The organism is Micromonospora sp. NPDC048905, assembly GCF_040649655.1.
Taxonomy (GTDB): domain Bacteria; phylum Actinomycetota; class Actinomycetes; order Mycobacteriales; family Micromonosporaceae; genus Micromonospora.
In genome coordinates this window covers 509031-520586 of sequence record NZ_JBEZFV010000003.1, presented here as the reverse complement: position 1 = coordinate 520586, position 11556 = coordinate 509031, and the positions used below count along the sequence as shown (strand labels likewise).

22 protein-coding genes are annotated in these 11556 nt (G+C 67.2%); all 22 read right to left on the bottom strand.

From position 1 onward, the window contains the following. Positions 1–139: 139 nt before the first annotated feature. Positions 140–583, bottom strand: coding sequence for a 50S ribosomal protein L15 (gene rplO, locus AB0C01_RS10700; RefSeq protein ID WP_357253568.1), 444 nt, complete (start codon positions 581–583; stop codon positions 140–142). Further along, entirely contained in the window at positions 583–765 is a 183-nt protein-coding gene (gene rpmD, locus AB0C01_RS10695; protein ID WP_007465262.1) for a 50S ribosomal protein L30, read from the bottom strand. The genes rplO and rpmD overlap by 1 nt, the downstream gene beginning before the upstream one ends. Beyond that, entirely contained in the window at positions 765–1379 is a 615-nt protein-coding gene (rpsE, locus tag AB0C01_RS10690) for a 30S ribosomal protein S5 (protein ID WP_007465263.1), read from the bottom strand. Before rpsE ends, rpmD begins: the two co-directional genes overlap by 1 nt. Before the next feature lie 33 nt (positions 1380–1412). Then, on the bottom strand, positions 1413–1802 hold the full coding sequence (gene rplR, locus AB0C01_RS10685; RefSeq protein WP_357080808.1) for a 50S ribosomal protein L18: 390 nt from the start codon (positions 1800–1802) through the stop codon (positions 1413–1415). Beyond that, positions 1799–2341, bottom strand: a complete 543-nt coding sequence (gene rplF, locus AB0C01_RS10680; RefSeq protein ID WP_357570904.1) for a 50S ribosomal protein L6 — start codon at positions 2339–2341, stop codon at positions 1799–1801. Before rplF ends, rplR begins: the two co-directional genes overlap by 4 nt. Positions 2342–2357: 16 nt before the next feature. Next, a complete protein-coding gene (gene rpsH / locus AB0C01_RS10675) occupies positions 2358–2765 on the bottom strand; it encodes a 30S ribosomal protein S8 (RefSeq protein ID WP_007465270.1) in 408 nt (135 codons plus the stop codon). A 116-nt stretch (positions 2766–2881) separates the two neighbouring features. Then, entirely contained in the window at positions 2882–3067 is a 186-nt protein-coding gene (locus AB0C01_RS10670) for a type Z 30S ribosomal protein S14 (protein WP_007465272.1), read from the bottom strand. Between the two features lies 1 nt (position 3068). Continuing rightward, on the bottom strand, positions 3069–3635 hold the full coding sequence (rplE, locus tag AB0C01_RS10665; protein WP_354944330.1) for a 50S ribosomal protein L5: 567 nt from the start codon (positions 3633–3635) through the stop codon (positions 3069–3071). Next, positions 3635–3955, bottom strand: a complete 321-nt coding sequence (gene rplX, locus AB0C01_RS10660) for a 50S ribosomal protein L24 (RefSeq protein WP_172899047.1) — start codon at positions 3953–3955, stop codon at positions 3635–3637. The genes rplE and rplX overlap by 1 nt, the downstream gene beginning before the upstream one ends. Continuing rightward, positions 3952–4320, bottom strand: coding sequence for a 50S ribosomal protein L14 (rplN, locus tag AB0C01_RS10655; protein ID WP_357253571.1), 369 nt, complete (start codon positions 4318–4320; stop codon positions 3952–3954). Before rplN ends, rplX begins: the two co-directional genes overlap by 4 nt. Positions 4321–4417: 97 nt before the next feature. Next, complete coding sequence (rpsQ, locus tag AB0C01_RS10650) at positions 4418–4696, bottom strand: 30S ribosomal protein S17 (protein ID WP_030489590.1); 279 nt, start codon at positions 4694–4696, stop codon at positions 4418–4420. Continuing rightward, a complete protein-coding gene (rpmC, locus tag AB0C01_RS10645; protein WP_007465283.1) occupies positions 4693–4929 on the bottom strand; it encodes a 50S ribosomal protein L29 in 237 nt (78 codons plus the stop codon). The genes rpsQ and rpmC overlap by 4 nt, the downstream gene beginning before the upstream one ends. Beyond that, entirely contained in the window at positions 4929–5354 is a 426-nt protein-coding gene (rplP, locus tag AB0C01_RS10640; RefSeq protein ID WP_053653940.1) for a 50S ribosomal protein L16, read from the bottom strand. Before rplP ends, rpmC begins: the two co-directional genes overlap by 1 nt. Before the next feature lie 3 nt (positions 5355–5357). Next, entirely contained in the window at positions 5358–6227 is an 870-nt protein-coding gene (gene rpsC / locus AB0C01_RS10635) for a 30S ribosomal protein S3 (protein ID WP_007465294.1), read from the bottom strand. Further along, on the bottom strand, positions 6227–6685 hold the full coding sequence (gene rplV, locus AB0C01_RS10630) for a 50S ribosomal protein L22 (RefSeq protein WP_007465297.1): 459 nt from the start codon (positions 6683–6685) through the stop codon (positions 6227–6229). Before rplV ends, rpsC begins: the two co-directional genes overlap by 1 nt. A gap of 41 nt (positions 6686–6726) precedes the next feature. Next, on the bottom strand, positions 6727–7008 hold the full coding sequence (gene rpsS, locus AB0C01_RS10625) for a 30S ribosomal protein S19 (RefSeq protein ID WP_007465299.1): 282 nt from the start codon (positions 7006–7008) through the stop codon (positions 6727–6729). Positions 7009–7020: 12 nt separating this feature from the next. Continuing rightward, the gene (gene rplB, locus AB0C01_RS10620) at positions 7021–7860 is read right to left on the bottom strand and encodes a 50S ribosomal protein L2 (RefSeq protein ID WP_357253573.1); all 840 of its coding nucleotides are present in this window, start codon (positions 7858–7860) and stop codon (positions 7021–7023) included. A gap of 12 nt (positions 7861–7872) precedes the next feature. Beyond that, positions 7873–8175 carry a 50S ribosomal protein L23 gene (gene rplW, locus AB0C01_RS10615; protein ID WP_007465304.1) on the bottom strand — a complete coding sequence of 101 codons (303 nt, stop codon included), beginning with the start codon at positions 8173–8175 and terminating at the stop codon, positions 7873–7875. Beyond that, positions 8172–8822, bottom strand: a complete 651-nt coding sequence (rplD, locus tag AB0C01_RS10610) for a 50S ribosomal protein L4 (protein ID WP_110563096.1) — start codon at positions 8820–8822, stop codon at positions 8172–8174. Before rplD ends, rplW begins: the two co-directional genes overlap by 4 nt. Beyond that, the gene (gene rplC / locus AB0C01_RS10605) at positions 8819–9484 is read right to left on the bottom strand and encodes a 50S ribosomal protein L3 (protein ID WP_184178725.1); all 666 of its coding nucleotides are present in this window, start codon (positions 9482–9484) and stop codon (positions 8819–8821) included. The genes rplD and rplC overlap by 4 nt, the downstream gene beginning before the upstream one ends. A gap of 11 nt (positions 9485–9495) precedes the next feature. After that, positions 9496–9804 (bottom strand): 30S ribosomal protein S10, encoded by a 309-nt coding sequence (gene rpsJ / locus AB0C01_RS10600; protein ID WP_007073037.1) that lies wholly within the window; start codon positions 9802–9804, stop codon positions 9496–9498. Between the two features lie 350 nt (positions 9805–10154). Next, entirely contained in the window at positions 10155–11348 is a 1194-nt protein-coding gene (gene tuf / locus AB0C01_RS10595) for an elongation factor Tu (protein ID WP_357253575.1), read from the bottom strand. Between the last annotated feature and the right edge of the window lie 208 nt (positions 11349–11556).

The window sequence follows — 11556 nt, the reverse complement described above, 5'->3', positions numbered from 1 at the left end:
CTAACAGTCCGACCCCGGTCCGGGCAGATGCGCCCGACTACATAAATCGATTCCGATGTTACCGGGCACTTGAGACCCCAGGCAGACCATGGCGCCCGCCAGTTGCTCACAACTGGACGGGCGCCATGGGTTGTACGCCTTACAGCTCGGTGGCGGAGCCACCGGCGGCGGCGATCTTCTCCTTGGCCGACGCACTGAACGCGTGCGCGGTCACCTGGAGCGCCACTCCGCCGAGGTCCCCGGTGCCGAGGACCTTGACCGGGTGACCCTTGCGGACCGCACCGGACTCAACCAGCTCCAGCGGGCCAACCTGGCCACCGTTCGGGAACAGCTCAGCGAGTCGGTCCAGGTTGACCACCTGGAAGACCACCTTGAACTTGTTCTTGAAGCCCTTCATCTTCGGAAGGCGCATGTGGATGGGCATCTGCCCACCCTCGAACGCCGCCGAGATGTTCTTCCGGGCCTTGGAACCCTTGGTACCGCGACCGGCCGTCTTGCCCTTGGAACCCTCACCGCGACCCACACGGGTCTTCGCGGTCTTGGATCCGGGCGCCGGGCGCAGGTGGTGAACCTTGATCGTCATTACTCGACCTCCTCGACCTTCACGAGGTGGCTCACAGTGAAGATCATGCCGCGGATCTCGGGCCGGTCCTCCTTGACCACCACGTCGTTGATCCGCTTGAGACCGAGCGAACGCAGCGACTCACGCTGGTTGTGCTTGGTCCCGATACCGGACCGGAGCTGGGTGACCTTCAGACGTGCCATCAGCGCGCCACCCCCGCACGCGACGCCAGCATGGCGGCCGGCGCGACGTCCTCCACCGGCAGACCACGACGCGCCGCGACCTGCTCGGGGGACTCAAGCCCCTTCAGGGCCGCCACGGTGGCGTGCACGATGTTGATCGGGTTCGAGGAGCCGAGGCTCTTCGAGAGCACGTCGTGGATCCCGGCGCACTCCAGCACGGCGCGCACCGGACCACCGGCGATGACACCCGTACCGGCCGAGGCCGGCTTGAGCAGCACGACGCCAGCGGCGTCCTCACCCGTCACCGGGTGCGGGATCGACTGACCGATCCGCGGGACCTTGAAGAAGTGCTTCTTGGCCTCCTCGACACCCTTGGCGATGGCCGCGGGCACCTCCTTGGCCTTTCCGTAGCCCACGCCGACCGTGCCGTCGCCGTCGCCCACGATCACGAGGGCGGTGAAGCTGAAGCGACGACCACCCTTCACGACCTTGGCGACGCGGTTGATCGCGACGACCCGCTCAAGGTGCGGGGTCTTCTCGACGGGCGCGTTTCCGCGGCCGCCCTCACGGCGGTTGTCGCGGCGACCACCCTCGTTGCCACCGGACCCGCCGCCACGGCGCTGTTGACCTGGCATCAGCAGCCTTCCTTATCTCTCGTGACGGGGTTGTTAGAACTCGAGCCCGGCTTCGCGGGCGGCGTCGGCAAGCGCGGCGACTCGCCCCGCGTACCGGTTGCCGCCGCGGTCGAAGACGACCTTGGAGACGCCGGCGGCCTTGGCCCGCTCGGCGAGCAGTGCGCCCACCTTGCCGGCGAGGGCGCTCTTGTCGCCCTCCGTACCGCGCAGCGAGGCGTCCAGGGTCGACGCCGACGCCAGGGTGTGTCCCTTGGTGTCGTCGACGATCTGGGCGACCATGTGCCGCAGCGAACGGGTGACGACCAGGCGCGGACGCTCGGACGTACCGCTGACGTTCTTGCGGACGCGGAAGTGCCGACGCGCACGCCCAACGGCGCGCTTGGCGGCGACACCGCGGCGGCGCTTGAGCAGCGTGGCGCTCACTTCTTACCTGCCTTTCCGGCCTTGCGGCGGATGACCTCGCCCTGGTACTTCACGCCCTTGCCCTTGTAGGGCTCCGGCGGGCGGATCTTCCGGATGTTGGCGGCGACCTCACCGACCTGCTGCTTGTCGATGCCAGCCACGTGGAACAGGGTCGGCCGCTCCACCGTGAAGGTGATGCCCGCCGGGGCGGGGACGACCACCGGGTGCGAGAACCCGAGCGCGAACTCGAGGTCCGAACCCTTGGCGGTGACCCGGTAACCGGTGCCGGCGATCTCCAGGCTCTTGCGGTAGCCCTCGGTGACCCCGACGATCATGTTGGCAACCAGCGTACGGCTCAGGCCGTGGAGCTCCTTGGCCTTGCGCTCGTCGTTCGGCCGGTTGACGTTCAGCTGCCCATCCTCGGCCCGCTCGACCGTGATCGGCTCGGCGAGGGTGTGCTGAAGCTGGCCCTTGGGGCCCTTGACCTTGACGGTCTGCCCGTCGATCGTGATGTCGACGCCGGCCGGTACCGGGATCGACTTACGTCCAATTCGCGACATTTCTACCAGTCTCCCGTTACCAGACGAAGGCGAGGACTTCCCCGCCAACACTCCGCTTGCGGGCCTGCCGGTCGGTCAGCAGCCCCTGGGACGTCGAAATGATCGCCACGCCCAGCCCACCGAGCACCCGCGGGAGCCCGTCCGACTTGGCGTACACCCGGAGACCGGGCTTGGACACGCGCTTGATGCCGGCCAGGCTCCGCTCGCGGTTCTGGCCGTACTTCAGCTCGACGACCAGTCGCTTGCCGACGGCACCCTCCTCGGGCTCCTCGACCGACCAGGTGGCGATGTAACCCTCGGCCTTCAAGACCTCGGCGATGTTCGCCTTGATCTTGGAGTAGGGCATCTTCACCTGATCGTGGTACGCCTGGTTGGCGTTACGCAGACGCGTGAGCATGTCTGCGATCGGGTCGGTCATCGTCATGGATTTCGTCAGCCTTTCTCGCCGGGGTTCCCGGGGCATCAGCCCCGGGCCTACGGCGAAGAGCAATACCTAATCGGTGCAGGAGTTCCCGGCCGACGGCCGGGACGCGGTCGCCCTTACCAGGAAGCCTTGGACACGCCCGGCAGCTCACCACGGTGAGCCATCTCCCGGATGCAGACCCGGCAGAGCCCGAACTTGCGGTAGACCGCCTTCGGACGCCCGCACCGCTGGCAGCGGGTGTACGCGCGAACCGAGAACTTCGGCTTCGCGGCCGCCTTGATGATCAGCGCCTTCTTGGCCATCTCAGTTCTCCTTGAACGGGAAGCCCAGGAGCTTGAGCAGCGCCCGGCCCTCGTCGTCGGTCGTGGCGGTCGTGACCACCGTGATGTCCATGCCCCGCTGGCGATCGATCCGGTCCTGGTCGATCTCGTGGAACACCGACTGCTCGGTCAGACCGAACGTGTAGTTGCCGTGCCCGTCCAGCTTGCGCCCGTCCAGACCGCGGAAGTCGCGGATACGCGGCAGCGAGATGGACAGCAGCCGGTCCAGGAACTCCCACATCCGGTCGCCGCGAAGGGTCACCTTCGCACCGATCGGCATGCCCTCACGCAGCTTGAACTGCGCGATGGACTTGGTCGCCCGCCGCACCTGCGGCTTCTGGCCGGTGATCGTGGCGAGGTCGCGGACCGCGCCGTCGATCAGCTTGGCGTCGCGAGCAGCCTCGCCGACACCCATGTTGACGACGATCTTGACCAGCCGCGGCACCTGCATGGGGTTGCCGTAGCTGTGCTGCTCGCGCAGCTGGGCCACGATCTCGTTGCGGTACCGCTCCTTGAGGCGCGGCAGGGTCTTTTCGGTAGCCGTGGTCATCACAGGTCCTTACCGGTGCTGCGCGCGATGCGGACCTTCTGGCCGTTGTCGTCGATCCGGTAACCGACGCGGGTCGGCTTGCCGTCGGAGTCCAGGACCTGCACGTTCGAGACGTGGATCGGGGCCTCCTGAGTGACGATGCCGCCGGTCTTGGCGCCACGCTGGGTGGTGCTGATGCGGGTGTGCTTCTTGACCCGGTTCACGCCCTCGACCAGGACCTTGTCCTGCCGCGGGTAGGCCTGAATGACCTTGCCCTTGGCACCCTTGTCCTTGCCGGCGATGACGACGACCGTGTCGCCCTTCTTGACCTTCACGGTCACAACACCTCCGGCGCGAGGGAAATAATCTTCATGAACCGCTTGTCCCGCAGCTCCCGGCCCACCGGGCCGAAGATGCGGGTACCACGCGGGTCCCCGCCGTCCTTGATGATGACGGCGGCGTTCTCGTCGAAGCGGATGTACGAGCCGTCCGGCCGACGCCTCTCCTTGGCCGTGCGAACGACGACCGCCTTGACGACGTCGCCCTTCTTCACACCGGCACCCGGGATCGCGTCCTTGACCGTGGCCACGATGACGTCGCCGATGCTCGCGTAGCGCCGACCCGAGCCACCGAGAACCCGGATGCACAGGATCTCCCGAGCACCCGAGTTGTCGGCGACGCGCAGTCGCGACTCCTGCTGAATCACGTCTATCTCCTATGTCTGCCGGTTCTCCGGCCGCCGTAGCGGCCGGAGCCTGGCGGAACCTACGCCCGACGCAACGCCGGGCGAGCTCGAGCCTTCGCTACTTGGCCTTTTCCAGGATCTCCACGATCCGCCAACGCTTGGTGGCGCTCAGCGGCCGGGTCTCCATGATGAGAACCCGGTCACCGGTGCCAGCGGCGTTCTGCTCGTCGTGCACCTTCAGCTTGGCCGTACGGCGCATGATCTTGCCGTACAGCGCGTGCCGAACCCGGTCCTCGACCTCGACGACGACGGTCTTGTCCATCTTGTCGCTGATCACCAGGCCCTCGCGGACCTTGCGGCGCGACCGCGCGGCGGCGGTGGCGGTCTCTTCGGTCATGATGCAGTCACCTCAGTCGGCGCGGCCGAGAGCCCCAGCTCGCGCTCACGCATGATCGTGTAGATCCGGGCGATCTCCCGACGGATGACCTGCAACCGCCGGTTGTTGTCCAGCTGCCCGGTTGCGGCCTGCACGCGGAGGTTGAACAGCTCCGCCTTGGCCTCCCGCAGCTTCGTGACCAGCTCCTCTTCGGAGAGCTCACGCAGCTCGGTCGCCTTAACGCCCGCTGCCATCAGGATTCACCCACTTCGCGCGTAACAATGCGGCACTTCATCGGGAGCTTGTGGATCGCGCGACGCATGGCCTCTCGCGCGGTCTGCTCGTTGGGGAAGGACATCTCGAAGAGAACCCGCCCCGGCTTGACGTTGGCAACCCACCACTCGGGCGAACCCTTACCGGAACCCATCCGGGTCTCGGCAGGCTTCTTGGTGAGGGCCTGGTCCGGGAAGATCGTGATCCAGACCTTGCCACCACGCTTGATGTGGCGAGTCATCGCGATACGTGCCGACTCGATCTGCCGGTTCGTCACGTACGCCGGCTCGAGAGCCTGGATCCCGAACTCGCCGAACACCACCCGGTTACCACCCTTGGACGCGCCACTGCGGTCCGGGTGGTGCGGCTTGCGGAAGCCCTTCGGGGGCTTGCGCGGCATCAGCATCTGTCAGCCCTCCTGCTGCGTTTCTGCCGGAGCAGCCGCGGCGGCGACAGCTGCGCTGTCCACCGGCTCGCCGCTCGGCGTCTCGGCCTGCTGCGCGATGGTGGTCGCAGCAGCCCGCCCGGCCTCGGTGCCACCGGCCGTGGTGCCGGACGAACCCGACCGGCCACGACGCGGACGCTCGGGACGGTCGCCACGCTCACCACGACGCGGGCGGGACGGACCGGCCTCGGCCGGAGCCTCCCGGCCCGGGACGGCGTCGCCCTTGTAGATCCAGACCTTCACACCGATCCGGCCGAACGTGGTACGGGCCTCGAAGAAGCCGTACTCGATGTTGGCCCGCAGCGTGTGCAGCGGAACCCGGCCCTCACGGTAGAACTCGGTCCGGCTCATCTCGGCGCCGCCGAGGCGGCCCGAGACCTGAACCCGGATGCCCTTGCAGACCGGGTTCTTCATCGCCGACTGCATGGCCTTGCGCATCGCCCGACGGAAGCTGACCCGGCTGGACAGCTGCTCGGCCACGCCCTGCGCGACCAGCTGAGCGTCCGACTCGGGGTTCTTCACCTCGATGATGTTCAGCTGAACCTGCTTGCCGGTGAGCTTCTCAAGCTCGCCGCGGATCCGGTCGGCCTCCGCACCCTTACGGCCGATGACGATGCCCGGCCGGGCGGTGTGGATGTCGACCCGAACCCGGTCGCGGGTGCGCTCGATGTCGACCTTGGAAATGCCGGCACGCTCGAGGCCCTTGGACATCATCCGGCGAATCTTGACATCTTCGCCGATGTAGTCCTTGTAGAGCTTGTCCGCGAACCAGCGGGACTTCCAGTCGGTCGAGATGCCGAGCCGGAACCCAGTGGGGTGAACCTTCTGACCCATTACTCGGCGTCCTCCGTCTTGCTCTGCGCTTCGGCCGGTGCGGCCTCCGTGGCCGGGGCGGCCTTCTTCGCCGCGGCCTTCCTCGGCGCTGCCGGCGCGACCGCTTCGACCGCCACGGTGATGTGGCAGGTGCGCTTGCGGATTCGGTACGCCCGACCCTGCGCCCGCGGCTGGAACCGCTTCATCGTCGGGCCCTCATCCACGAAGGCCTCGCTGACGAGCAGCGCGTCGGGGTCCAGCCGCTCGTTGTTCTCCGCGTTGGCGATCGCGCTAGCGAGCACCTTGTACACCTGCTCGCTCGCAGCCTGCGGCGCGAACTGCAGCACCGTGAGCGCCTCCTTCGCGGGCAGGCCGCGGACGAGGTTGACCACCCGGCGCGCCTTCATCGGCGAGATGCGCACGTGCCGCGCAACCGCCCGCGCGCCCGGAAGCACCGGAGCGTCGCCCTTTCCTGGCATCGCTGTAACCCCTTGTTCCCTCTATCCGTATGCCCGCGGCGTCAGCGCCGACGGCTCTTCCGGTCGTCCTTCTCGTGACCCTTGAACGTGCGGGTCAGCGCGAACTCGCCGAGCTTGTGCCCGACCATCGCCTCGGTCACGAACACCGGGACGTGCTTGCGTCCGTCATGAACGGCGATCGTGTGCCCCAGCATCTCGGGGATGATCGTCGAACGCCGCGACCAGGTCTTGATCACGTTCTTGGAGCCCTTGTCGTTCTGTACTTCCACCTTCTTGAGCAGGTGGTCGTCGACGAACGGGCCCTTCTTCAGGCTGCGAGGCATGTCTTATCTCCCTCAGCCGCGCTTACGCGTGGCGTAGCGGCGGCGGACGATCAGCCGGTCACTCGGCTGGCCCTTACGGCGGGTGCGGCCCTCGGGCTTACCCTGCGGGTTGACCGGGTGGCGACCACCGGAGGTCTTACCCTCACCACCACCGTGCGGGTGGTCGACCGGGTTCATGGCGACACCACGGACGGTCGGGCGCTTGCCCTTCCACCGCATCCGGCCGGCCTTGCCCCAGTTGATGTTCGACTGGTCGGCGTTGCCGATCTCGCCGACGCTTGCGCGGCAGCGAACGTCCACCCGCCGGATCTCGCCGGACGGCATACGCAGGGTCGCGTACGCGCCCTCGCGGCCGAGCAGCTGGATACCGACGCCGGCGGACCGGGCCAGCTTGGCCCCGCCACCCGGACGCAGCTCCACGTTGTGGACCGTGGTACCGACCGGGATGTTGCGCAGCGGCAGGTTGTTACCCGGCTTGATGTCGGCGCCCGGTCCGGACTCGACGCGGTCGCCCTGCTTCAGGTCCTTCGGCGCGATGATGTACCGCTTCTCGCCGTCGGCGTAGTGCAGCAGCGCGATGCGCGCCGTGCGGTTCGGGTCGTACTCGATGTGAGCGACCTTCGCCGGCACGCCGTCCTTGTCGACCCGCTTGAAGTCGATCAGACGGTACTGGCGCTTGTGACCGCCGCCGTGGTGCCGCGTGGTGATCCGGCCGTGGGCGTTACGCCCGCCCTTCTTCGGCAGCGGAACCAGCAGCGACTTCTCCGGCGTGGACCGGGTGATCTCGGCGAAGTCAGCGACACTCGAGCCACGTCGGCCCGGCGTCGTCGGCTTGTACTTACGGATAGCCATTGTCTACACCCCTCAGCTGACCGGGCCGCCGAAGGCCTCGATGCGGTCACCGTCAGCCAGCTTCACGATCGCCCGCTTGGTCGCCTTGCGCTGACCGAAGCCGGTCTTGGTGCGCTTGCGCTTACCCTGGCGGTTGAGCGTGTTGACCGTCAGGACGCGGACGTTGAAGATCTGCTGGATAGCGATCTTGATCTCGGTCTTGTTCGCGTCCGGGTGCACCAGGAAGGTGTACCAGTTCCGGTTCAGCTCGCTGTAGCTCTTCTCCGAGACGACCGGCGCCACGATGATGTCGCGCGGGTCGGCGATCGTGCTCACTTGCCACCCTCCTCGGTGGTCTCGGCGGGCACGCCCAGGAACTCGTCCAGGGCGTCCTTGGTGAAGACCACGTCGTCGGCCACCAGCACGTCGTACGTGTTCAGCTGGCCGGACTCGATCAGGTGCACGCGCGGCTCGTTGCGCAGCGACACCCAGTTCAGCTCGTCGGTGCTGCTCAGCACGACCAGGACCCGACGGGCCTCGGTGAGCTTGGTCAGCGTGGCCAGAGCGGCCTTGGTCGACGGCTTCTCGCCCGAGACGAACGCCTCGACGACGTGCACCTGCCCGGCGCGGGCCCGGTCGGAGAGGGCACCCCGCAGAGCGGCGGCCTTCATCTTCTTCGGGGTCCGCTGGCTGTAGTCGCGCGGCACGGGACCGTGCACGACGCCACCGCCGGCGAACTGCGGCGCGCGGATCGAGCCCTGCCGGGCGCGACCGGTGCCCTTCTGCTTGTACGGCTTCTTGCCGCCACCAGCAACCTCGGCGCGGGTCTTGGTCTTGTGCGTGCCCTGTCGGGCCGCCGCGAGCTGGGCCACCACGACCTGGTGCATCAGCGCGACGTTGGCCTGCACGTCGAAGATGTCCGCCGGCAGCTCGACGGAGCTGCTGGTGGTGCCTTCGACGGTGCGCACGTCAACGGTGGTCACTTGGCCGCACCGCCCTTCTTCACCTTGATCTTGGCCGCGGTACGGACCAGAACCAGCGCGCCCTTGGGGCCAGGAATGGCACCCCGGACGAGCAGGAGGTTGTTCTCGGTGTCGACCGCCTGGACGGTCAGGTTCTGCACGGTGTAGCGAACGCCACCCATCCGGCCGGCCATCCGGGTGCCCTTGAAGACACGACCCGGGGTGGCGCAGGCGCCGATGGAACCGGGCGAGCGGTGCTTGCGCTCGACACCGTGGCTGCTGCCCAGACCGTGGAAGCCGTGCCGCTTCATCGCGCCGGCGAAGCCCTTGCCCTTGGTCTTGCCGGTGACGTCGATGGTGACGCCGGCCGGGAACTCCTCGACCGTGACTTCCTGGCCGAGCGAGTATTCCCCGGCGTCCGTGGTGCGCAGCTCGACGATGTGCCGGCGCGGCGCCACGTCCGCCTTGGCGTAGTGCCCGCTGATCGGCTTCTTGACCTTGCGCGGGTCGATGGTGCCGTAGGCCAGCTGGACCGCGGAGTAACCGTCCTTCTCGGCGCTACGAACCTGGCTGATGACGCACGGGCCGGCCTCGACCACGGTCACGGGAACAACACGGTTGTTGTCCCAGACCTGGGTCATGCCGAGCTTGGCGCCCAGGATCCCCTTGACTTGCCTGTCCATTTGTCCGGTCCCTACAGCTTGATCTCGATGTCGACGCCAGCCGGCAGGTCGAGGCGCATGAGCGAGTCGACCGTCTTCGGGGTCGGGTCGATGATGTCGATCAGCCGCTTGTGCGTGCGCATCTCGAAGTGCTCGCGCGAGTCCTTGTACTTGTGCGGCGAGCGGATAACGCAGAAACGGTTGATCTCCGTGGGCAGCGGCACCGGGCCCGCGACCTGCGCCCCGGTGCGCGTCACCGTCTCGACGATCTTCCGAGCCGAGGAGTCGACGACCTCGTGGTCATAGGCCTTGAGCCGGATGCGGATCTTCTGTCCCGCCATGGTGGCTTCTGTTCCTTCTCTCGATGCCGCTGTGTTGCGGGCGCCTGTGCCGGCTGGCACAGGCCCACTTCGCCGACCCCCGCGGTCGGGCGTGTCGCGCCCTCGGGCCGGGCTCCGCCCCGTGGTTCCGGAGTGGTGCTGACCGCGCGGTGGGTCAAGGCGCCGATCGCATTACCGCGACCTGAACGCCGTGCGAGGGTGGTTGGCGACTGGGCCGCCAACCACCCTACGCTCGACTGACTCGCCACCCGGAGGTTCAGCGAAAGCCGAACACAGGCGACGAACTGTCGTTACGCAACCTGACTAGTATGCCGCACGACTGGCGGCGGGTCTAATCGGGGTTACCTAGTTCACTTGATGATCTTGGTGACGAACCCGGCGCCGACGGTACGGCCACCCTCGCGGATCGCGAACTTGAGGTTCTCCTCCATGGCGATGGGCTGGATCAGCTTCACCGACATGGACGTGTTGTCGCCCGGCATGACCATCTCGGTGCCCTCGGGAAGGGTGACGACACCGGTGACGTCCGTGGTCCGGAAGTAGAACTGCGGACGGTAGTTCTGGAAGAACGGGGTGTGGCGGCCACCCTCCTCCTTGGAGAGGATGTAGACCGTCGCCTCGAACTCCGTGTGCGGGGTGTTCGAGCCCGGCTTCACGACGACCATGCCGCGCTCGACCTCGTCGCGCTTGGTGCCACGCAGCAGCAGGCCGACGTTCTCGCCTGCGCGAGCGTCGTCCAGGGTCTTCCGGAACATCTCGATCGCGGTGACCTTGGTCTTGAAGCTCTTCTCCTTGATACCGACGAGCTCAACATCCTCGTTCGGCAGGAGAACGCCGCGCTCCACGCGACCGGTGACGACGGTGCCACGACCGGTGATCGTGAAGACGTCCTCAACCGGCATCAGGAACGGCATGTCGACCTCGCGCTCCGGCTGCGGGATCGAGGTGTCGACAGCGGTCATCAGGTCCAGCAGCTTGCCGGTCCACTCGGGGTCACCCTCGAGGGCCTTCAGCGCCGAAACCCGAACGACCGGCAGGTCGTCACCCGGGTACTCCTGCGAGGAGAGCAGCTCACGAACCTCGAGCTCGACGAGCTCCAGGAGCTCCTCGTCATCGACCATGTCGCTCTTGTTGAGCGCCACGACGATGTACGGCACGCCAACCTGACGGGCCAGCAGCACGTGCTCGCGGGTCTGCGGCATCGGGCCGTCGGTCGCCGCGACCACCAGGATCGCGCCGTCCATCTGCGCGGCACCGGTGATCATGTTCTTGATGTAGTCCGCGTGGCCGGGGCAGTCGACGTGCGCGTAGTGCCGCGCCTCGGTCTGGTACTCGACGTGCGCGATCGAGATCGTGATGCCGCGGGCCTTCTCCTCCGGCGCCTTGTCGATCTCGTCGAACGGCGTGTAGGGGTTCAGGTCCGGGAACTGGTCGTGCAGGACCTTGGTGATGGCCGCCGTCAGCGTCGTCTTACCGTGGTCGATGTGACCAATGGTGCCGATGTTGACGTGCGGCTTAGTCCGCTCGAACTTAGCCTTCGCCACTGGTGTCCTCCTGTGGACTTCTTGGTTCGTACGCCCGGCGCGCCGGTCGGCGCTTAGGACTCTGTCGACAGCCTTTCCGACCTGACGGTCGGAGAGCCTTTGTGGGTTCTGCGGCGATGAAGCCTACAGGCCCGGTCTCACGCGATCCGATCGTGGTGGCCGCGGGCGGGCGAACCTACCCGCGACCAACCACGAATCACCTGCTCAG

Coding starts and splice junctions, on each gene's coding strand:
- rplO (WP_357253568.1), bottom strand. CDS start 583: ATGACGATCAAGGTTCACCACCTGCGCCCGGCGCCCGGATCCAAGACC.
- rpmD (WP_007465262.1), bottom strand. CDS start 765: ATGGCACGTCTGAAGGTCACCCAGCTCCGGTCCGGTATCGGGACCAAG.
- rpsE (WP_007465263.1), bottom strand. CDS start 1,379: ATGCCAGGTCAACAGCGCCGTGGCGGCGGGTCCGGTGGCAACGAGGGT.
- rplF (WP_357570904.1), bottom strand. CDS start 2,341: ATGTCGCGAATTGGACGTAAGTCGATCCCGGTACCGGCCGGCGTCGAC.
- rpsH (WP_007465270.1), bottom strand. CDS start 2,765: ATGACGATGACCGACCCGATCGCAGACATGCTCACGCGTCTGCGTAAC.
- AB0C01_RS10670 (WP_007465272.1), bottom strand. CDS start 3,067: ATGGCCAAGAAGGCGCTGATCATCAAGGCGGCCGCGAAGCCGAAGTTC.
- rplE (WP_354944330.1), bottom strand. CDS start 3,635: ATGACCACGGCTACCGAAAAGACCCTGCCGCGCCTCAAGGAGCGGTAC.
- rpsQ (WP_030489590.1), bottom strand. CDS start 4,696: ATGACCGAAGAGACCGCCACCGCCGCCGCGCGGTCGCGCCGCAAGGTC.
- rpmC (WP_007465283.1), bottom strand. CDS start 4,929: ATGGCAGCGGGCGTTAAGGCGACCGAGCTGCGTGAGCTCTCCGAAGAG.
- rplP (WP_053653940.1), bottom strand. CDS start 5,354: ATGCTGATGCCGCGCAAGCCCCCGAAGGGCTTCCGCAAGCCGCACCAC.
- rpsC (WP_007465294.1), bottom strand. CDS start 6,227: ATGGGTCAGAAGGTTCACCCCACTGGGTTCCGGCTCGGCATCTCGACC.
- rplV (WP_007465297.1), bottom strand. CDS start 6,685: ATGCCAGGAAAGGGCGACGCTCCGGTGCTTCCGGGCGCGCGGGCGGTT.
- rpsS (WP_007465299.1), bottom strand. CDS start 7,008: ATGCCTCGCAGCCTGAAGAAGGGCCCGTTCGTCGACGACCACCTGCTC.
- rplB (WP_357253573.1), bottom strand. CDS start 7,860: ATGGCTATCCGTAAGTACAAGCCGACGACGCCGGGCCGACGTGGCTCG.
- rplC (WP_184178725.1), bottom strand. CDS start 9,484: ATGGACAGGCAAGTCAAGGGGATCCTGGGCGCCAAGCTCGGCATGACC.
- rpsJ (WP_007073037.1), bottom strand. CDS start 9,804: ATGGCGGGACAGAAGATCCGCATCCGGCTCAAGGCCTATGACCACGAG.